The organism is Parasaccharibacter sp. TMW 2.1891 (genome assembly GCF_023337675.1).
In the GTDB taxonomy this organism is placed as follows: domain Bacteria; phylum Pseudomonadota; class Alphaproteobacteria; order Acetobacterales; family Acetobacteraceae; genus Bombella; species Bombella apis.
The window spans coordinates 249,661-267,024 of record NZ_QORT01000001.1 but is presented as its reverse complement, the minus strand read 5'-3'; the positions used below and the strand labels follow the sequence as shown (position 1 = coordinate 267,024).

The window sequence follows — 17,364 nt, the reverse complement described above, 5'->3', positions numbered from 1 at the left end:
TATCATTTCGGAAACGGCATATTTCCACGCCAGGCTGTCTCAGCCAGTGTGCGGACGAACTCATCCCCGTGATCGAAATCGATGTGGGCTGCGCCCCCTGCCCAGGACATGCTGACAGACGTACTGCCTGCCAGGGCATCAAACAGGGCGTGCCCCTCAGCTTCGGAGACATAACATCCCCATTGCGTGCCCCGGTTGATGATGCCTGTATAATGGAAGCCTTTCACCTCGTATCCGTTGGAGAAACGGACCTCCAGTTCTGGCTGGTGAATCTCATGATTCTTCAGGACGAACATGAGAAAGACATCACCACCCCGACGTGGCGATGCAGACAACATGACATCATTTTCTGCCAGAAGAGCCGTAAGCGTGTGGTCCAGCTCCAGCATCTGCCATTTACCGGTCTGCCCCAAGCGCTGCCCCCCATTGGGAGATACACCAAGAGCGGCCAGACCACTTGTTGTCACCGTTCCATCCTGCGCCACATCCAGCGGGGTCTGGGCCCGGGCATCTGTCAGACTGCCCGCCAGCAGCATCAGACTCAGGCCTGTCATGCACAGTGTCGTCCGCATCATCACTTTCCTTTCCCTCACGATACAGGGGCGGGGGCAGGACGGAACAGGCCCGCCTGCCCATGTCGCCCGTAACAGATTTCAGTCAGTTACAGTTTCGGATTCATCACTGGAGACTTCATCGAGCACTTCATGATGGCGCTCATGAGCCTTTTCACGTTCCTCAGCTGGCATGTTCCTGATCACGTCGTGTACTGCCTTCACAGGGTTTGCAGCCGGTTCTTCCTTCTCGGACATGATACTCCCTTTCCAGTCATTCACTATCGGACGCCCTCTTTTCCAGCAGGGCGCAGCCCAGCACTGAACCATCAGGAACGGTCGATCAAGCGCAAGGTCCCTCTATCACTGCACGACTGCCTTGCAGAGAAACCACTGCTCCAGCCGGTTAGCGTTCGCAGATTCCAGAATTCTCGACGTAAGTGACAAGCCGCTGGTCACTCTGCAACAGGGCCGCCGAACTGCCCTTTGCATCGGCTGTCAGCTGACGGATATACTGGGCACAGGGCGAATGGGGGCGGTGTGATACGGCCCAGAGACCATCCCTCACCGTCTCGGCGGAAAGGCCGATGCGGCGCAAATTCTCCTCATCCGTCCGCTGCTCCTGATGATTCACCCCCTGATGCGCCTGCACCTTGGCACTATGCAGCGCCTGAGAGAGGGTGCCTCTGGTTTCGGGCATGTGACTCAATGCATCCGCACGGGCTACTCCGCCCCAGACAGAAACGGCTGCAATTACAAAAAGAACGTGTTTCATGAACAGGATTCCTGCATTACGCCCCATAGGCTACGGAGAAAATAGCGCATCCCGACAACCTCTCCAATGTGGTTTCACCCCATGCGCTGGCAATCAGACAATTTTCTGGCTGGGTGTTGCTTTCAGGGCGCTCTCAGGCCCTGCGGCTCGTCCGTAACGGCATCATCACTGGCCAGATCCGGCCTGTAACAATATTTCGGCACATTTCCTGGCCCATCATCAAAATATCTGAGCACATGGACGACAGCATCGTAGCAATTGCCCCGCCGTTTGTTGATGAGCACATCATAGGCATTATCCGCCACCCGCTTGCTGGAATAAGCCTTGTGAAGAAATTCGTACAGTTTTGGAGGGTCTATGGCGAAAGACCCATCCTCATTTTTCAGATACACAGCCTCCGCCCGTGCCACACCGGGCAGAGCCAGTGCGAACACGGCGCACAGCACCAGATGTTTCATGCCCATAATCCTGTTCATTCCTGAAATTGACGGCCCCCACCCTACCGGGTGCAGCCACCGACTCTGACAACCACATCCTGATCCATCAGGGCCACATATGAAAACCACACTCAACGGACCTGTGGAAGAGCCTGCTTCTACCACAAACCTGTGGCGATCGGTTTTTCCAAAAAAGAAAAAGAGAGCCGCACAACGGGCTGGACCAGTTCATCCAGGCAACGGAAATACTCCGCCCTCCTCTTAATCAAGGTTTTTACGCTCGCAGGTGTCTGATCGTCATCATCAGGTCTGTTCAGCCCGTAACCGTAAGCTGGCAACCCCAATAAGCGCATGCTGAATTGTGCCTATGCGAGGCGACCCAGACAGTCTTCTGGACAGTATCAAGTGTGTGCTCCCCGCCCATGGGGGGATGGCCCGACCCTCCTTTATCAATACCGGCATCTTGCTAGGCAGCATTAAGGACTGAACTGGACGGAAATAATTTCATAACTGAAGAAGGACACAATCTGGCGCCATATGCTTGATCTGTTCCTAATAATGAAAGGAGATACCACGTGAGGCTACTGTCATGTTTTATCAGAAAGTTGGCGGCACCCCTGATATTCGCCTCTTTTTGTCATCTGCCTGCATTTGCTCAAAACATGGATGCCACATCCGTAACCGTGTCTCCTTACAGGCATAACGCTGTGAAGCGCTCTCTCGCCGAGAGTCTGAGAGACCGTGTTTCGGTCAAGGATTTTGGTGCCCGCGGGAATGGTCAGACAGACGATACCCAAGCTGTACAGGCTGCTATTTATGCCGTGTGCGATCCACCAGGAGGATCTGCACCATGGGGCAGTGGTGGGGCAATCTTCTTCCCTCCCGGGGTATATTCCATCTCTTCCGTCAAGTTCCCATGCAACGGTGTCAGTCTGATCGGAGCCAATAACGGGAATACGAACTCTGGGTCTCTTGACTGGAGAGGTACCGTATTCAAACTGACAACACAGGACCGACAGACAGCGTTTGCTGTGGGCATGACTACAGCCGACTATGGCGGTGGCATTCATGTAAGTCACGCTTCCATTGATGGTAGCATGATGGCCCCCACTGCGACCGTCTTTGACTTTTCATGGCTACAGCACTCCAGCATTGAAGACATCTCAGCACGAGACATCCCGAACTTCTATCGAGAGGAAGGCGGTGCGGCCAACAGTCTTACTGATATCACCATCATGAACCTCAGCGGCACCGGCATAGAGTTTTTCGGAGACGCCTCCCAGTGCCAGGGTCCACATCTGGCATCGTGCAACAAACGTGCCGATCTACTGAGAGTGACACGGGTTAACATGAATGGGACGGACAACCACACGGCCACCTGCTTCTCCTATCACGACTTCGCCCAGAGTCTAAACGTTGACCATGCCATCTGTGAAAACGCACGGTACGGCATTGGAGCCTACTGTTCAGCAGCTCAAGGACATAATGGAGAAGCCTGTCCAGCTTTTGCACGCTTCCATGATTTTGAAGCAGAGAACTGCACCTACTGCGTCGATGCCTCCGACATACAGGACTGGGAATTCAGCAATGGCTACTTCCTTGGGGAAGGGAAAAACAGCCCGCACGTCATACGGTTCGTCAACCAGAATTATGCTGCTCCCGCCTCAAAAACAGATGCAGGTACCTACGCTGAAGCTGTGCGGTTTCACGGGGGGCGTATTGGCAACTCAGGGCGATCGGCCATCTATATCGGCATCTCCGACTTCATCATTGAAGGAGGGCAGGTCTTTTCCTCCAACCTGTCGGATACAACCGGCCAGACAGGAGCCCCCAACATAGAAATTGCCGGAACAGAAAGCATAACGATGCCTACCCGCGGCCTCATATACGGCAATATTCTATGTGAAGCCTCTGGCCAGCAGCCGCTGTACAATCCCAACATTCCTGCCTCCAGCGGAACGAACAAGACAGACGCAGCCCCACCAGCACTTGTTCAAGGTTCCATCTGGCTAAATTTGGGCGTCACCAATGTAAAAGTCTTTGGAAACGAGACATCTAGATGCGCTAGTGGTCCACAAGACTTCAACAAATCCGGCAATAACGTTATCGGTCCATTCTAAAATCCAGCACTGACCTTCCACGTCCCGCCCTAGTGGTACTTAACCCTCCCCTCACCGGGAGGGTTTTTTATTGCCCGGAGGAATCATGAAAACCCTCTCCCTCACCCCTGACTGGGACCTGACACTGGACAGCACGGGCAATCTGGTCGTGCTGACGGACAAGGCGGCCATCCTTCAGGACGTATGCTCTGCCGCCCGCACATGGCTGGGCGAGGTGCTCTACGACACCGGGCAGGGCATCCCCTACGACACGGACATCCTCCGCTCGGACGTGGACCTCTCCTTCTATTCTTCGGAGATCGAGGATGCCGCCACGTCTGTTCCCGGCGTGGCGGCGGCCACCTGCCACCTCGCCAATCCCACCAAGGAACGCCAGCTCACCGGCGTCATTCTCGTAACCTTCAGCGATGGGAGCACGGACTATGCCCAGTTCTGACGCCACGACCAACGTCCCGGCCCCCATCCTCACCGATGCGGGCTTCACCGCCCCTTCCGAGCAGGACATCCTTGCCGGGGTTCTGGCCGACATGAACGCCGCCCTGGGCGGTGGGGCCAACACGGCCCTTTCCACCCCGCAGGGGCAGATCGCCCTCTCCGAGACCGCCATCCTTGGCGACTTTCTGGGGGCGATGATCGCCATCTTCAATGGCGTGGACCCGGCCTCTTCTTCCGGGCGGATGCAGGAGGCCATCGGGCGCATCTACTTCATCGAGCGTCGGCCGGCTACAGCAACGACCGTCACAGTGCAGGCCAGCGTGAACGCTCCCGGCCAGACCATCGCTGCCGGTACGGTCGTGGCACAGGGGACGGATGGCAGCCTCTATGTGGCTCCGCAGGCCATCACGCTTCCCCAGTCCGCCACGGCCAGCCTCGACCTCTCCTGCCAGACCGCCGGGGCCATCACCTGCCCTGCCAACAGCCTGACGCTCTATCAGGCGGGGCTGGGGCTGGCATCCCTCACCAATCCTGCCCCCGGTGCCACGGGCGCTGATGCCGAAAGCCGCACCGACTTCGAGGCCCGGCGGCAGGCCAGCGTGGCGGCCAACAGCATCGGGCAGAATGCGTCCCTCATGGGGGCGCTGCTGGAGCTGCCCGGCGTGACGGATGCTTATGTGACGGACAATCCGGCACAGGCTCCGACAGTGCAGCAGGGCGTGACCATCCCGGCGGGGGCGCAGTACATTCTGGTGGAAGGGGGCAACCCGCAGGACATCGGCCAGGCCATCCTGCACAAGAAGCCCCCGGGCATCCCCACCGTTGGCACCCAGATCGTCACGGTGCAGGACACCAACCCTGTTTATGCGGGCAACCAGCCATCATACTCGTTCCGCTATGACAGGCCGACGCCGGTTGCTGTCCATGTGGTCATGGAGATTGCGGCCTCGGATGCCGTGCCATCCAATGCGGCGCAGCTCATCCAGCAGGCCATCGTCTCCTACCTGACGACGGGGGCCAACCGCATCCGGCTGGGCAGAACCGTCTATGCCTCCCGCCTTTCTGCCGTGGTGGACGGGCTGGGGGACTGGGCAGAAGTGCTCACCCTGTCCATCGGTACTGATGGCAATGCGGGCCAGAACAGGCTCACACTGCCGATCAACCAGCTTCCCACGGTGACGGCGGACACGATCAGTGTGCAGGTGGTGACATGATCGACATACGGGAGACCATCCTCGCCCAGTATGCCAACAGCCCTGCCCTCACCGGCATCCTCGAGCGCTTCAATGCGGCGGTGGCCCCGCAACGGTCTATCGAGACCTTCCTGCATGATGTCTGGAACCCGGCCACGGCCACGGGATGGGGGCTGGACGTGTGGGGGAGGATTGTTGGGGTCGGGCGGGTTCTACGCATTGACACGACAGGCTATTGGGGATTTGCACAAGGCTATCCGACCTCCAGAACCTTTGGTGAAGGCATCTGGTATTCCGGGCGTGGAGCAACAGCCAATTACCGCCTGACAGACGAAAACTACCGCCAGCTGATCCTGGCCAAGGCAGCAGCAAACATTTCTGCCGGGTCCATCGCTGACATCAACCGCATCCTCATGATCCTCTTCGGCAACCGTGGCAACTGCTACCTGGCCGATACGAGCGACCACACCATGATGCTCGTTTTCTCCTTCCGCCCCACAGCCATTGACGTTTCCATCATCGCATCCGGTGTGCTGCCCCGCCCCTCTGGCGTGCAGTACCGCTACACCTTCATCCCCCCTGCCAAAAATGATTTCGGGAATGACATTCTATGAAGACTTCCGACCTTCCAGAGAAAATTACCGTTCCTTTTGCCCAGAATGCAGGTCTGGCCTATCGGCGTGACATCCCTCTCCAGAGCAGTGATGCAGGGGCGGCCTCTTTCATGCTGGGTTTCCCCGCGCTGACCTTTCAGCCTACGGGGGCTGGGGGCACACCACCAGATGGCCGGGACATGAACGGCATCCTGTTTGCCCTCTCATCCATCGCACGGGCATGGTGTGCAGGCACCACGATGACATTCGATGCATCATTCGCCCATGATGTCGGAGGCTACCCGCTGGGAGCTGTTCTGCGATCCACCACGGATCCGACCATTCTGCTCATCAGCCAGCAGGATGGCAACATGACCAACCCCGCGACCGACCCTGACGGAACATACTGGCGGCGCATCGGCAATGATGAGGCACTCCAGCACACACTGGGGGCCCTCTCCGACCGCCTGGACAGCAGGCTCAGCCGTCTTGATGGAGCCTCAGCCAATCTCCTGTTCGCCTCGCTCTATCAGGACGGATCAATGCCCACCCCCCCAGCATGGGCCACACGCCTTCATGTCGTGGCACTGGGGGCAGGAGGGGGAGGTGCCAACTGCCAGGCATGGGGCGAATTCTCCAACACCAATTCTTCAGGCGGTGGCGGTGGAGCTGGCGCCTATGCAGAAGGTATCTTCTCCATCTCTCCTGCCGATACCCTGTCCGTCAGGGTCGGTCGGGGGGGCACCACAGAACAGCCTGGCGGCGATACCGTACTGTTCATCAACGGAACTGCCGTCATGACGGCAGGTGGCGGCAGAGGAGCCTCATGGCAGGCAAAGGCCTCCAGTGCTGGGGCCCCTGGCGGTTCCGCACATGGAGGAAACATCCTCATGCAGACCGGTGCCCCAGGGTCAGACGGGCAGAACGGCCCGTTCATTCTTGTTGGCAACGGAGGCGACTCTGCTTTCGGGGGCGGTGGACGGGCCGGTGCACAGGGAGGACTGGATGCCTCCTCCTTCGGTGCGGGAGGAGGTGGAGCCTATGATGCCTTCTCCAAAAACACACTCTTTTCTGGCGGCACAGGAGGCAACGGCCTGATCCGCTATCGCTGGCTGGTCTGAGCGTCATCCAGCCTTTGGGACCGCCCGCAGGCGGCGCAATGAAACCAGCATGAGGAAACCATGACACAACCAGCAAACAGGGTTCCTGCCTGGCGCTCCTACACGGCAACGGGAAACCCGACAGACATCGTCCCCTCCACAACCGTTGCCAGGGAAATTGGCGGCAAGATTGACGCCATCAACGGCCAGGCAGCGGGGCTGACCATTGATGGTGACAGTACCCTTGCAGGAGAAAAAGTCCGGGATGTTCTGGCCCGCTTCCCGGAAAAACTGGTGACCAGCTACGGTGTCACCCACGACCCGGACGGCCAGCACACAGCCGCCAACAGTGCCGCCTATCAGGCCGCCATCAATGACTGTGCAGGCACCTTCCGGCTGGTGCACCCTGCCGGGCTGTCCGTCATGCTTGGAACGCTCCGCATCACCCGCCCGGATACGCATCTCGTCCTGGATGGTATCATCACCCTGGCGCCAGACAGCAACACGAACTGTCTGGATATCTATGCCCCCGGCCAGTCTCTGGAGCGAATTTCCATCACGGGACAGGGAATCATTGACGGAAACCGGTCCGGCCAGCAGGGGGGACAGACCGCCGTAAGTGGCGGCATATGCGCCAACACGCTGAGCCATACAGACAATACGCCTGATATGCCTTCATTTCCAACACGGATCGACAATCTGCTGATTTCCGGAATCACGATCCGCAACACCTTCAACTGGCCGCTTTCTCTGGGGTTCATCAGCAGCAGCCTCATTACCAACGTCACGCTGCTGGATGGCGGCAACAGCCCCCAGTTCATCTGGTCGGCTGACAACTGCTGGTTCACGGACAGCCTATCAACCGGTCACACCGATGGCGGTTTCGTCTTCTACATGGGCTGCCGCCGCTGCGGGGCCACAGGTAATACGGTCTCCGGCAACCATGACGGGATCGGCGTCTATGCCGACAGTTCCGACCAGCCCGCCAACGAGAACATCCTGATCGCCAACAATCATGTTCACGACAATGCCGACGGGGGCATTGGCATCACGACGACAGACCAGAAAAGTGCAGACGGGCTGATCCAGCGGAACATCCTCATTACGGGAAACATCCTCTCCAACAACAATACGCACGGACGCAACGGGGGTGGATCCATCGGCATCGTGGCGGCTCATGGCGTACAGGTCCGCAACAACCTTGTATCCCGTGATGGATCAACCGCCAGAACGGGCAACCCGGTCTATGCCGCCTATGTCTCGGACAGCTGCCAGTTTGTCGAAATTGAAGGCAATCATTTTGAGGATATCGGCTCCACTGCCAATCCGGGAACGGCCATCTATCTCAACAGGCCCACTGGCGCCATCATCCGCAACAACATATTTGCCAACACGGCTGGTACCTCCGGCCCGCTCCGTACAGGCCTTGGCGGAACGGTCGGTGCTGCTGGCCTCATCAGCGGCAATGTAGCAGCCGGACCAATGGCCGGCCCCCTGCTGGCTCTGGCATGGCAGACTGATACAGCTTTCATCAGCCAGCCAGATGGCATGGGCGGACTGCTGGATACCCTCCCCCGAAGCAGCAACATCGTGGCATCAGGCCATTATGACTATGATGGCCGTACACTGAGCAGGCAGATCGGTGCCACGACCGATGATACGGGCCTCTTCCTCCAGACAGCACGGAACCAGACCACGGGAGCCGTTTCCGGCGATATTGTCCTGAACAAGGGCAACATCTTCCGGGTCTTTTCCCTCTCGCTGAACGGGGCCATCACCACACCGAACGGCCACGTCCTGCTGAACATACGCAGCCCATCCGGCGCACCGCTCATGATGCAGATTTTCACCATAAAGGCAGCCCATGGAGACAGGGTCACCTTTCCGCAATCCTTCACCAGCGACACCGTGTCGGTAATGGTTCCGCCATTCCATAACGGAACCAACATGATTGTTGGTGGCCCCTCAACCCTCTCCCCACCGGACCGCACCGGCTTCACGGTTGGAAAATTCTGGGTCGGACTGGGAGGTGCCAATATTGATCCGGCCGATGACATTACTGTCATGGCCATTGGAGAGCTTTCGTCATGACCCAGAACATGGCCTATTTCGCCATAATTGATGAAGGAGCCGCCATGGAGCCTGTCCCCATCCGTGGCTGGACCATCATTCCCCTCACGCAGGACAGGAAACAGGCCGATGGCACCATAACCGCCCACAGCCTGACGGAAGCAGAGCTGCTCCAGCAGGTCACACCGCACATGCCTGCGGGAAGCCGGGCCATCCGCCTGCATGTCACGGATGAAGACTGGAACGCCCGCCCTGTTGTAAATCCAGTTCTCTCCAAGGGGGGCATCACACAGGGAGAAACACCCTCCACCACCCTGCGGGACCAGGCCGCCGCCATGATGCTGCAGGTTCAGCAACAGGCAGCCATGACTGCCGCCATGGGCGAAACCTTCGGCCCCAAAATGCGGGCCTGTGTCAGCACACTGAGAGCCATCCTGGATGGTTCTGACACACCAACGTCCCTCCCCACGTTACCCGCCAGACCAACAGATTGAGAGCCCCCATGAATCCCTATTTTGCAGGCTGTTTTCTCCTCACCATGCTGGCCTTTCTGGGAGGGCTGATTGCCTATGCCAACAGGGCTGGACGCAACAGCGCACGGGTCCGGTCCAGCCAGCAGGACGCGGCAACAGCCCAGGCCACAAGCAGGGCCGCCCGCACCATGCTCGAAGCCCGTACCAACGGCCTGCGGACCAGCACCCAGCTGCTGGACACACTGGAAAAGGGACAATTCTGATGGCCCCCGCTCCACCGCCTGCGGGACTGCTGGCAGGGCTGGCCTTGTGCCTGCTGGCAGGCTGCAACCAGCCTCCCTTTCGTCCCCTCTGCCCGGCGCTTGTCCATTATTCGCCAGAAGAAGAGCGGGCTGTCGCCAGAGAGCTCCATCTCCATCCTGACCTGAAGGAAACGCCCCTCTTCCTTCTGGATTATGGAAATGAACGCCATGAAATTCAAAAAATCTGTAGCTGACCACCACGCTCTCATCCCACATTGACCGCCCGCCAAGGCGGTTTTTTTATGGAACTGCTCCCATGATGCCCACACACCTTCCTGACAGGATCACCCCTCTCAACGAACGGATTGCCGCCCTGGAGGCAGTACAGGCCCGTCATGATGAAGACCTCACAAAGCTCAGCAACAAGATCGATAATCTGGCGCTGGAACTTCATGCTGGCATTGCCTCCCTGAGCGAACAGATACGGGAGAGTAATTCATTACGGTCACGCACTGTTACAGCCGCCATCACAGGCGGCGGTGCGGTTGGCGGAGCAGTCGCCGTGGGGCTCTATCAACTCATCCACACGCTCTACCCCCATTTCTTCGGAGGCTGATGACCATGCCCCAGACACCCACCCGGCCACCCCGTGGCATCCGCAACAACAATCCGGGCAACCTCAACTTCGCCCATCAGCCCGGCGCAATGCTGGAGCCTGCGGGGCCAGGCATCACGCCCCGCTTTGCCCACTTCTCCACATCAGAAGCTGGCCTGATGGCCTTGCGGGACCAGCTCTGCCGTTACATGGTACGGGACAGGCTGGATACCGTCGCCTGCATCATCAGCCAATGGGCCCCCCCGGCCGAGAACGATACCCGACGCTACATTGATACTGTTGCGCAGGCCCTTGGCGTGACGCCGGATACAGTCCTCGGCCCGCCTACAGCCACCCTGCTTGCCAGCCTGATGGAGGCCATCATCCACTACGAAAATGGCCAGAACCCTTATGGACGGCTGGTGGCCCAGGTCGCAGCAGCCCTCCCTGCCCTCCGGCAGACCCCAGCGATCTGACTGACGCTTCCACCTCATCATACATCAATTCCATGACCGCCTCTCTGCGGCCTTATCATCACGGAGATACCGCCAATGGACATCAGCTCCTTTTTTACCACCCTGCCCGATGGTCTCCAGAACTACGTGGCGCTGGTCATCATCCTCTGCAATCTGATGACCGTGTTCATCCGCCCGCCAGCGGCCGGTTCCCGCTGGATACTGCCATACCGATGCATATCCACGCTGGCACTGAATGTCGGTTGGGCCAGAAATCACCTCCAGCCAGGGCACCCAGCGAAAGAAGCCTCACATAATTCCTGAGCCCCAGGCAGAGACCGTCTCTCTCCGCCCTCGCCTGTGAGCTGCCTCACATGCTACAGAACAGACAGCGTCATCACGTCAGGACCATCGGCCATGTCACATGCTCTCATTGCCTGCCTGCTCTACGGCCTGGCGGCCTTCGCTGAAATTGCAGGCTGTTTCTCTGTCTGGGCCTGGCTGCGGCTGGGGCGGTCCCCGCTCTGGCTCCTGCCCGGCGGGCTGTGCCTCGGCCTGTTCGCTATCCTGCTGACATTCAGCCCGGCTGACCATGCCGGGCGGGCCTATGCCCTGTATGGCGGCCTCTATATCATCACCAGCCTCTTTTGGGGCTGGGCCGTGGAGGGTCTGGCACCGGATGCATGGGACATGGCAGGGGCTGCCCTCTGCCTGGTGGGAGCCCTGCTCATTCTTCTGGCCCCCCATGGCCGGACCTGACCACCTGCCTCAGGACCGATAACTGAAGCGTGGCAGTGTCCAGTTGTAACGGATGGAGAGCAGACGGAAACTGATGCCAAAAATCATGGAAATCAGCAGCTCGATGTTCCTGTTGTCCACAATATGGGAGCAGCAGAGAAACACGACCCCCGTACTGACAGACACCGTGCCATACAGTTCGGACCGGAACAGCAGCGGAATGTCATTGCAGAGTATATCCCGCAGCACGCCGCCCATACATCCCGTGATCATGCCAGAAATGATGACACAGACCACAGAAAGATGTTCCGTCATCGCTACCTGGCAGCCCATAACGGTAAAGACGACAAGGCCAATTGCATCCAGAAACAGGAACAGTTTGCGCAACCTGTGCATGTGCTGGGCCACCATGATGGTGGCCAGGGCGGCAAACCCGGTAATGAGCGGGTAACTGGGATGCCGCACCCAGGACAATGGATAATGGTTGAGCAGCACATCCCGGATGGACCCTCCCCCCAAGGCGGTGATCCATCCCAACAGGAACACCCCTACAAGATCCATCTCCAGCTTGCCCGCCAGCAGGGCAGCCGTCATGGCCTCGGCAATGATGGCCACGATATACAGCGTGGTGTAGAGATCAAAGGTCATGCCGGGTTCCCTGCCATGCGCCACTCTGCCAGAAAAAATGCAGCCCTGCCGCCTAGCGGACCACCAGCCGCCCGTAATTGGCGAACAGGACATGCGTGTCATCCTCCCCAAAGGGTGCTCCCTTCTTCAGGCAGAGGATAAAACGGTTCATGAACCGCATGGAGGCCAGCGTATCGTTGGCAGCATCACCGTTGAATTTCACCATCAGATGGTTGAAGTCACCATCAACCGCATAATAGCGCTCAGATGAAAAACACTCACAAAGAGCATGAAACTCCCGCTCCATCGAGCTGACCATCTGCCGGTAAAAGAGATGGGATGCCTCGATCTCACGATAAAAAGCCTCATGCCGGGGCTCGACCCGTGGATGTGCAGTAGGGAAAGCTGTCAGATCCTGTGAAAAAAGCTCATGCTTGGACAAACGCCCGATCTTCTTCCCCAGCTGGCGCACCTCCGCCTCATAACCAAGCAGACTGTAAACTGAATCAACCATAAAGATAGCTCCCTCCCTGAGCCGTCTTCTCTACCCGAGGGCAGAGACATGAGGCATGACGGACCACATGACATCGCAGAATGAGTAACATACCTGTACACACAGCAGAACGGCTTTCTTGCACAGGCATGACGGCATGTTTTACCGGTCAGGATGGTTCAGGGCCCAGCAACGTGATGTCACGACATTCTGATCCCTGGCAGGATTAGGCATCGTCAGGGCACACAGGACCATACTTCCAGCCCTGTCCGGCATATCCCCCCGGAACAGAACCAGCACCTCCTCCCCTCCGGCCTGATGGGCAGCAACAACACGGTATTGCCTGTCCAGCAGGGTTTCCAGGGAATCTTCAAGGGGCGTCATCCGGGTTGGAATGGCCAACGGGCTGTACGGCGCCTTGATTCCTGAAGCCGGCAGGGCCAGCCCAGCCGCCATGGCACCAGCCGGAACCATGAGACAGGCCAGAAGGGCCATGCTGCCTTTCGTAAACCGCCACACGGTCCAGTCTCCCTTCACGTTCAGAACAGCTTCGCCGCAATGGCACCAACCTGCACCGTCCCCTTGAAATAACGATTGGCTGGCAGAACAGCCGTAGCCTGGCCATCATGCATCTTCAGGACGCCTCTCACCCGCGTGAAAATGGACGTCGCATGATCGCTGTTCTTCCGGCTCAGGTTGGCAGAGATCACATAGCTTACCGTACCATCATCATACCCGCCACCAGCACCATGGCGCAGACGCACCCTCATGCGGTACTGGTCCAGCCTGTAGCTGTCCTGACCGATGGAAACCGTCTTCTCATCCTGTTCCTGCCGGATATTCGGGCCGATCTGGGTCTTCAGCACATCCACTGGCGTGCTGTTGCCCGCCACAAGGGCTGTTGGAGACAGCTGGGCCTGCACCTCATACACACGGTCCAAGCCCTCTGCCTGGGCAGCTCCAGCCATTAAGCTCATGCCCAGTGCCATCATCCCACCATAAAGACCGGCTTTCCCATATCGTACCATCATCAGTCCCAGGACCTCCCTATCATTCCACACTTGTCACAGACCGGCAGGGCACAGATGCCAAAGGAGGCCCAGCCTGTCACCATGACCGTCTCCTTCCCGGCAAGCTGTCATTTTGTTCCCCAACCGGAACATGAATTAACATTCACACATCAGCTTTGCCGTGCAAATCAAGATTCCGACAGAGAAGGACTTTCAGCCCGGGCTGGAGCGATCATCAAGAAGAATCTGCATGAAGGTCAAATCCAGCCAGCGCCCGAACTTGCAGCCGACCTGCCGACACTGCCCAACCACAGCAAAACCCAGCTGTTCATGCAGTCGGATGGAGCCGACATTGCCCGATTCAATCCCGGCAACCATGGCATGATATCCCCGCTGGCGGGCCTCTTCCAGAAGAGCCACCATCAGAGCCCTCCCGATCCCGGCCCTCTGCCTGTCCTTGTGAACATAGACGGAATGTTCCACGGTATGACGGTAGCCATCCCAGGCACGCCATGGCCCGAACGTGGCATAACCAGCCACTCCACCCCCGTCATCAACGGCCACCAGCACGGGAAGGCCTGCCTCATCGTGGGCTTTCAGCCAGGCGGCACGATTGGCACTGTCCACCACCCTGTCATTCCATATGGCTGTCGTCGTACTGACAGCATGGTTGTATATCCCGGTAATGGCGGCAATGTCCCTGTCTTCAGCTGGCCGAATCTTCATCCCTGCTTCCTCTTCTTCCAGGCCCGCTCCGCTACCTGCCAGAGGGCCTGCCCATAGCAGTACGTTCCACAGAACAGGCAGCAAAAACAGCACCCTTTCATATTTTTTGCAGAATCCTCCAAAAAACCATTCCTTTATTACGTAAAATTAATTACTGATGCCTGAAGATGACATCCGTCACCCCCGCCTTGGAGAACAGAATCATGTCGTCCTCCTATCACTTTCTTTTTCAGTTGACCGTCACAGCTTCCCTGCTCGTTGGTTTTGCGGCAGCAGGACCACTCAGCGGCCTGCGCAAACGCCTCCCCTTCCGGCGGCAGTAAGAAGCGGCGGCAGTGCGGCATGGAAGCCTGACATCAGGACTCCTTATATCCTGTATAAATTATACAGGTTTGACGTCTCTTCCCTCTTCCCCATAAAATCCGGCCCATTACAGAGCATGATCCACCTGCCAGCCTTCCTGTAGCAGGCGGAATGCGGGGAAGCCGGAGGGAGCATGAGACTGGAGACTGCGTCTGAGCCCGTTTTCTTCTGGGGCGGCCTTCTGGCCGGGGCCGTGTGGGCCGTGCTCCTGTGGATGCAGCTCCCCGGCAATACGCCCAGACCCGAGAAGCTGGGCCGTACTGCCGGTGTGGTCGGCCTTGCCCTGTCCAGCGGGCTGGCATGGCTGCTATGGGCTCATGTCTTCGGTGCCATGGCCGCCTTTTTCTGCCTTGGTGGGCTTGGCATGGTACTGCTGTGCATCATGCCCATCCTCTGGGCCATTCTCATTTCCACCCAGTCCCATACGTCCTGATGGAGGAATCACGAGGCAGGGACAGGCGGCCGGTTCCCCCACAGCCCCATCCTTCTGCCGTATTGTGGCTGCGATTGGGCATCGGTGGCCTGCTGGCAGCTCTTTTCATCATGGCGGCCTGTTGGGCAGACATAACCCTCCCCTGTTTCCGCCCTTATGGCATGACAGGCTTCTGCCTGCTGATGACGGGCGCCTGTCTGGCCGGGATTACGGGGCTGACCCTGTGTATCGGCCTCGGCCCGTGGCAAAAGCTCCAGCATCTGGCCATCCGGTACCGCGCCCTGCATGGCTGGATCGGCATTACAACCGGCACTCTGCTTTCCATGAGCTTTCTGGCCGGAACCATGACCCTGTTTGCCGCCCCTCTCCAACAATGGAGCCAGCCGCCCCTGCCGGACCATGGAGCCCTTCCACTGGCAGACATCCCCGCGACGCTTGACCAGATTCTCACATCCCGGACAGAAGACCTACCCTCCATCTTCCCCGGCCTCCATTACAGGGTCGGCCTCAAAACATCAGATACGGCCACCCTCAGCATCCCGACAGGGCCAGAGTTGCCCCTCGGCCTGCCAGCATCCCATATTCTCATCAGCCTGCCTGCCTCTCAGACTCCCTCCCTTCACCAGCTGACCCTGTCCCCTGTTCCCACGTTCATCGGAGGGCTGCACCGCCGTCTGGGCCTGCCACTGCCTGAAAACTGGGCCATGCCTCTTGTCGGTACCGTCTGCCTCCTTTACGGCCTGGCACTGCTCTCCGGTGTCATTCTTCTTCTGCCCGGCATATGGCGCCACCTCATGAGCGTCCGCCTGCAGGGCCACAGCCGCCGCCTCTGGCTCGACCTCCACAGTCTTCTCGGCCTCTGCTCCCTTCCCTTCCACCTCATCATCGCCCTGACAACGGCACTTTTTGCCTTCTCGCCGCTACTGTACCCTGTCTCCTCGGGGCATGACGGCATCCAGCAGGCAACTGCCAGAAAGGTACCATCAGCATCATCGCTTCTTCCCCCCGAAAAAGCCCTGTCCTTCCTGCATGAACTGGCACCAGATTTTCATCCCCTCACACTGGATTATGTCCTGCCCCCTCACGGCACGGACAGTCAGGCCGAGCGCCTTGCCCTCCATGCCCCGCTTTACAATGCCAATGGGGAGCGGAGCCTGCCTCCGGCAGGACAGTCTTATCTGCTGGCAGAAGGAACAGACCTCCAGAACCCGCTCATTGGCCGGGATCGTGGCGCTGTCCTGCTGACCCCCGAAACAGGCCACCTGATCGACAGCCAGAATCTACCCGGCCAGCAAACACCCACCCGCCATATCCTGACATGGTGCCTCGCCTTGCATTTCGGGAGTTTTGGCGGCGAATTTGTCCGCTGGCTCTATGTGGCACTGGGTCTGTGCGGCGTCGGTTTTTTCCATGCTGCCAACCAGCTCTGGCTCAATACCCACCGCCGCAGGAAACCGGGACAGACGTCCTGTGTGGAAACACCCGCCACCCTCTGGCTGGGCCGTCTGAGCGAAGGGACACTGCTGGGCTGCCTGCTGGGGCTGTGCGGCATCATCGCCATCAGCCCCCTCATGACCCATCTGACACCGATCCCCCATCTGTCCAGCGTCTCAACGCCAGACATGGAACACTCATACCAGCAAGCCAGCCTAGCCTACCATGGGCTGATTGCCTTGACACTGGTCAGCTACTGTCTGCTGCCCAGAGCCTTATGCCGCGGGATCATTCTGGCCCTTGCGGCCTTCTGTCTTTCAGGAGCCGTCACAATCGTGCTTATGCGTCATACAGCCGTGCAGACCCCTCTTGCGGCAGAACTGACCATCGCCTTCAGCTTTGCCAGTCTGGCCCTCTGGGCTGGGAGTCTTCTCACGCTCTACCGTTGGAAACAGGTCGCTCCCACTGGCAGGTGATACCCCCCAGCGGAAGCCGGCCTGA

General features: G+C 58.7%; 24 protein-coding genes. 15 read left to right on the top strand and 9 right to left on the bottom strand.

The window, feature by feature from the left end; all coding sequences use genetic code 11:
• Window positions 1-2: 2 nt before the first annotated feature.
• The 4 genes from DTJ15_RS01150 to DTJ15_RS01135 form a co-directional block, all read right to left on the bottom strand.
• Window positions 3-575 (bottom strand): hypothetical protein, encoded by a 573-nt coding sequence (locus DTJ15_RS01150; RefSeq protein ID WP_043562106.1) that lies wholly within the window; start codon window positions 573-575, stop codon window positions 3-5.
• Between the two features lie 78 nt (window positions 576-653).
• On the bottom strand, window positions 654-809 hold the full coding sequence (locus tag DTJ15_RS01145) for a hypothetical protein (RefSeq protein ID WP_156878807.1): 156 nt from the start codon (window positions 807-809) through the stop codon (window positions 654-656).
• 148 nt (window positions 810-957) lie between these two features.
• Window positions 958-1,326, bottom strand: coding sequence for a hypothetical protein (locus DTJ15_RS01140; protein ID WP_043562104.1), 369 nt, complete (start codon window positions 1,324-1,326; stop codon window positions 958-960).
• 122 nt (window positions 1,327-1,448) lie between these two features.
• Window positions 1,449-1,784, bottom strand: a complete 336-nt coding sequence (locus DTJ15_RS01135) for a hypothetical protein (RefSeq protein WP_143539976.1) — start codon at window positions 1,782-1,784, stop codon at window positions 1,449-1,451.
• Window positions 1,785-2,338: 554 nt separating this feature from the next.
• Here DTJ15_RS01135 and DTJ15_RS01130 point away from each other — a divergent pair.
• From DTJ15_RS01130 to DTJ15_RS01070, 13 genes are all read left to right on the top strand, one after another.
• On the top strand, window positions 2,339-3,883 hold the full coding sequence (locus DTJ15_RS01130; protein ID WP_249109234.1) for a glycoside hydrolase family 55 protein: 1,545 nt from the start codon (window positions 2,339-2,341) through the stop codon (window positions 3,881-3,883).
• An 85-nt stretch (window positions 3,884-3,968) separates the two neighbouring features.
• On the top strand, window positions 3,969-4,319 hold the full coding sequence (locus DTJ15_RS01125) for a hypothetical protein (protein WP_249109233.1): 351 nt from the start codon (window positions 3,969-3,971) through the stop codon (window positions 4,317-4,319).
• Window positions 4,306-5,532: a baseplate J/gp47 family protein gene (locus tag DTJ15_RS01120; protein ID WP_249109232.1), complete on the top strand. Its 1,227-nt coding sequence runs from the start codon at window positions 4,306-4,308 to the stop codon at window positions 5,530-5,532. Before DTJ15_RS01125 ends, DTJ15_RS01120 begins: the two co-directional genes overlap by 14 nt.
• Window positions 5,529-6,125, top strand: a complete 597-nt coding sequence (locus DTJ15_RS01115) for a DUF2612 domain-containing protein (protein ID WP_249109231.1) — start codon at window positions 5,529-5,531, stop codon at window positions 6,123-6,125. Before DTJ15_RS01120 ends, DTJ15_RS01115 begins: the two co-directional genes overlap by 4 nt.
• Window positions 6,122-7,225 carry a glycine-rich domain-containing protein gene (locus DTJ15_RS01110; RefSeq protein WP_249109230.1) on the top strand — a complete coding sequence of 368 codons (1,104 nt, stop codon included), beginning with the start codon at window positions 6,122-6,124 and terminating at the stop codon, window positions 7,223-7,225. Before DTJ15_RS01115 ends, DTJ15_RS01110 begins: the two co-directional genes overlap by 4 nt.
• Before the next feature lie 60 nt (window positions 7,226-7,285).
• The gene (locus tag DTJ15_RS01105) at window positions 7,286-9,295 is read left to right on the top strand and encodes a right-handed parallel beta-helix repeat-containing protein (protein WP_249109229.1); all 2,010 of its coding nucleotides are present in this window, start codon (window positions 7,286-7,288) and stop codon (window positions 9,293-9,295) included.
• Window positions 9,292-9,768: a hypothetical protein gene (locus DTJ15_RS01100; protein WP_249109228.1), complete on the top strand. Its 477-nt coding sequence runs from the start codon at window positions 9,292-9,294 to the stop codon at window positions 9,766-9,768. The genes DTJ15_RS01105 and DTJ15_RS01100 overlap by 4 nt, the downstream gene beginning before the upstream one ends.
• Window positions 9,769-9,776: 8 nt before the next feature.
• A complete protein-coding gene (locus DTJ15_RS01095) occupies window positions 9,777-10,010 on the top strand; it encodes a hypothetical protein (RefSeq protein WP_249109227.1) in 234 nt (77 codons plus the stop codon).
• Window positions 10,010-10,243 carry a hypothetical protein gene (locus tag DTJ15_RS01090; RefSeq protein WP_043562086.1) on the top strand — a complete coding sequence of 78 codons (234 nt, stop codon included), beginning with the start codon at window positions 10,010-10,012 and terminating at the stop codon, window positions 10,241-10,243. The genes DTJ15_RS01095 and DTJ15_RS01090 overlap by 1 nt, the downstream gene beginning before the upstream one ends.
• Before the next feature lie 62 nt (window positions 10,244-10,305).
• Window positions 10,306-10,605, top strand: a complete 300-nt coding sequence (locus DTJ15_RS01085; protein WP_043562083.1) for a hypothetical protein — start codon at window positions 10,306-10,308, stop codon at window positions 10,603-10,605.
• Between the two features lie 5 nt (window positions 10,606-10,610).
• Complete coding sequence (locus DTJ15_RS01080; protein WP_249109226.1) at window positions 10,611-11,060, top strand: structural protein P5; 450 nt, start codon at window positions 10,611-10,613, stop codon at window positions 11,058-11,060.
• 75 nt (window positions 11,061-11,135) lie between these two features.
• Window positions 11,136-11,363: a hypothetical protein gene (locus tag DTJ15_RS01075; RefSeq protein WP_052349246.1), complete on the top strand. Its 228-nt coding sequence runs from the start codon at window positions 11,136-11,138 to the stop codon at window positions 11,361-11,363.
• A 93-nt stretch (window positions 11,364-11,456) separates the two neighbouring features.
• Window positions 11,457-11,798 carry a YnfA family protein gene (locus DTJ15_RS01070; RefSeq protein ID WP_081562647.1) on the top strand — a complete coding sequence of 114 codons (342 nt, stop codon included), beginning with the start codon at window positions 11,457-11,459 and terminating at the stop codon, window positions 11,796-11,798.
• A 9-nt stretch (window positions 11,799-11,807) separates the two neighbouring features.
• Here the strand turns inward: DTJ15_RS01070 and DTJ15_RS01065 are convergent, their stop codons facing one another.
• The 5 genes from DTJ15_RS01065 to DTJ15_RS01045 form a co-directional block, all read right to left on the bottom strand.
• The gene (locus tag DTJ15_RS01065) at window positions 11,808-12,425 is read right to left on the bottom strand and encodes a trimeric intracellular cation channel family protein (protein ID WP_043562075.1); all 618 of its coding nucleotides are present in this window, start codon (window positions 12,423-12,425) and stop codon (window positions 11,808-11,810) included.
• A gap of 52 nt (window positions 12,426-12,477) precedes the next feature.
• Entirely contained in the window at window positions 12,478-12,918 is a 441-nt protein-coding gene (locus DTJ15_RS01060) for a hypothetical protein (RefSeq protein ID WP_043562073.1), read from the bottom strand.
• A 141-nt stretch (window positions 12,919-13,059) separates the two neighbouring features.
• A complete protein-coding gene (locus DTJ15_RS01055; protein WP_249109225.1) occupies window positions 13,060-13,416 on the bottom strand; it encodes a hypothetical protein in 357 nt (118 codons plus the stop codon).
• 20 nt (window positions 13,417-13,436) lie between these two features.
• The gene (locus DTJ15_RS01050) at window positions 13,437-13,928 is read right to left on the bottom strand and encodes a hypothetical protein (protein WP_081562649.1); all 492 of its coding nucleotides are present in this window, start codon (window positions 13,926-13,928) and stop codon (window positions 13,437-13,439) included.
• 192 nt (window positions 13,929-14,120) lie between these two features.
• A complete protein-coding gene (locus tag DTJ15_RS01045; protein WP_081562651.1) occupies window positions 14,121-14,633 on the bottom strand; it encodes a GNAT family N-acetyltransferase in 513 nt (170 codons plus the stop codon).
• A 496-nt stretch (window positions 14,634-15,129) separates the two neighbouring features.
• On the opposite strand from DTJ15_RS01045, the gene DTJ15_RS01040 reads away from it, so the two are divergent.
• Both DTJ15_RS01040 and DTJ15_RS01035 read left to right on the top strand, forming a co-directional pair.
• Window positions 15,130-15,429: a hypothetical protein gene (locus DTJ15_RS01040; protein ID WP_249109224.1), complete on the top strand. Its 300-nt coding sequence runs from the start codon at window positions 15,130-15,132 to the stop codon at window positions 15,427-15,429.
• Entirely contained in the window at window positions 15,429-17,339 is a 1,911-nt protein-coding gene (locus tag DTJ15_RS01035) for a PepSY domain-containing protein (RefSeq protein WP_249109223.1), read from the top strand. The genes DTJ15_RS01040 and DTJ15_RS01035 overlap by 1 nt, the downstream gene beginning before the upstream one ends.
• Window positions 17,340-17,364 lie beyond the last annotated feature (25 nt).

What these genes read in the sequence shown, in the direction of transcription:
- DTJ15_RS01150 (WP_043562106.1), bottom strand. Translation starts at nt 575, where the DNA reads ATGATGCGGACGACACTGTGCATGACAGGCCTGAGTCTGATGCTGCTG.
- DTJ15_RS01145 (WP_156878807.1), bottom strand. Translation starts at nt 809, where the DNA reads ATGTCCGAGAAGGAAGAACCGGCTGCAAACCCTGTGAAGGCAGTACAC.
- DTJ15_RS01140 (WP_043562104.1), bottom strand. Translation starts at nt 1,326, where the DNA reads ATGAAACACGTTCTTTTTGTAATTGCAGCCGTTTCTGTCTGGGGCGGA.
- DTJ15_RS01135 (WP_143539976.1), bottom strand. Translation starts at nt 1,784, where the DNA reads ATGAAACATCTGGTGCTGTGCGCCGTGTTCGCACTGGCTCTGCCCGGT.
- DTJ15_RS01125 (WP_249109233.1), top strand. Translation starts at nt 3,969, where the DNA reads ATGAAAACCCTCTCCCTCACCCCTGACTGGGACCTGACACTGGACAGC.
- DTJ15_RS01120 (WP_249109232.1), top strand. Translation starts at nt 4,306, where the DNA reads ATGCCCAGTTCTGACGCCACGACCAACGTCCCGGCCCCCATCCTCACC.
- DTJ15_RS01115 (WP_249109231.1), top strand. Translation starts at nt 5,529, where the DNA reads ATGATCGACATACGGGAGACCATCCTCGCCCAGTATGCCAACAGCCCT.
- DTJ15_RS01110 (WP_249109230.1), top strand. Translation starts at nt 6,122, where the DNA reads ATGAAGACTTCCGACCTTCCAGAGAAAATTACCGTTCCTTTTGCCCAG.
- DTJ15_RS01105 (WP_249109229.1), top strand. Translation starts at nt 7,286, where the DNA reads ATGACACAACCAGCAAACAGGGTTCCTGCCTGGCGCTCCTACACGGCA.
- DTJ15_RS01100 (WP_249109228.1), top strand. Translation starts at nt 9,292, where the DNA reads ATGACCCAGAACATGGCCTATTTCGCCATAATTGATGAAGGAGCCGCC.
- DTJ15_RS01095 (WP_249109227.1), top strand. Translation starts at nt 9,777, where the DNA reads ATGAATCCCTATTTTGCAGGCTGTTTTCTCCTCACCATGCTGGCCTTT.
- DTJ15_RS01090 (WP_043562086.1), top strand. Translation starts at nt 10,010, where the DNA reads ATGGCCCCCGCTCCACCGCCTGCGGGACTGCTGGCAGGGCTGGCCTTG.
- DTJ15_RS01085 (WP_043562083.1), top strand. Translation starts at nt 10,306, where the DNA reads ATGATGCCCACACACCTTCCTGACAGGATCACCCCTCTCAACGAACGG.
- DTJ15_RS01080 (WP_249109226.1), top strand. Translation starts at nt 10,611, where the DNA reads ATGCCCCAGACACCCACCCGGCCACCCCGTGGCATCCGCAACAACAAT.
- DTJ15_RS01075 (WP_052349246.1), top strand. Translation starts at nt 11,136, where the DNA reads ATGGACATCAGCTCCTTTTTTACCACCCTGCCCGATGGTCTCCAGAAC.
- DTJ15_RS01070 (WP_081562647.1), top strand. Translation starts at nt 11,457, where the DNA reads ATGTCACATGCTCTCATTGCCTGCCTGCTCTACGGCCTGGCGGCCTTC.
- DTJ15_RS01065 (WP_043562075.1), bottom strand. Translation starts at nt 12,425, where the DNA reads ATGACCTTTGATCTCTACACCACGCTGTATATCGTGGCCATCATTGCC.
- DTJ15_RS01060 (WP_043562073.1), bottom strand. Translation starts at nt 12,918, where the DNA reads ATGGTTGATTCAGTTTACAGTCTGCTTGGTTATGAGGCGGAGGTGCGC.
- DTJ15_RS01050 (WP_081562649.1), bottom strand. Translation starts at nt 13,928, where the DNA reads ATGATGGTACGATATGGGAAAGCCGGTCTTTATGGTGGGATGATGGCA.
- DTJ15_RS01045 (WP_081562651.1), bottom strand. Translation starts at nt 14,633, where the DNA reads ATGAAGATTCGGCCAGCTGAAGACAGGGACATTGCCGCCATTACCGGG.
- DTJ15_RS01040 (WP_249109224.1), top strand. Translation starts at nt 15,130, where the DNA reads ATGAGACTGGAGACTGCGTCTGAGCCCGTTTTCTTCTGGGGCGGCCTT.
- DTJ15_RS01035 (WP_249109223.1), top strand. Translation starts at nt 15,429, where the DNA reads ATGGAGGAATCACGAGGCAGGGACAGGCGGCCGGTTCCCCCACAGCCC.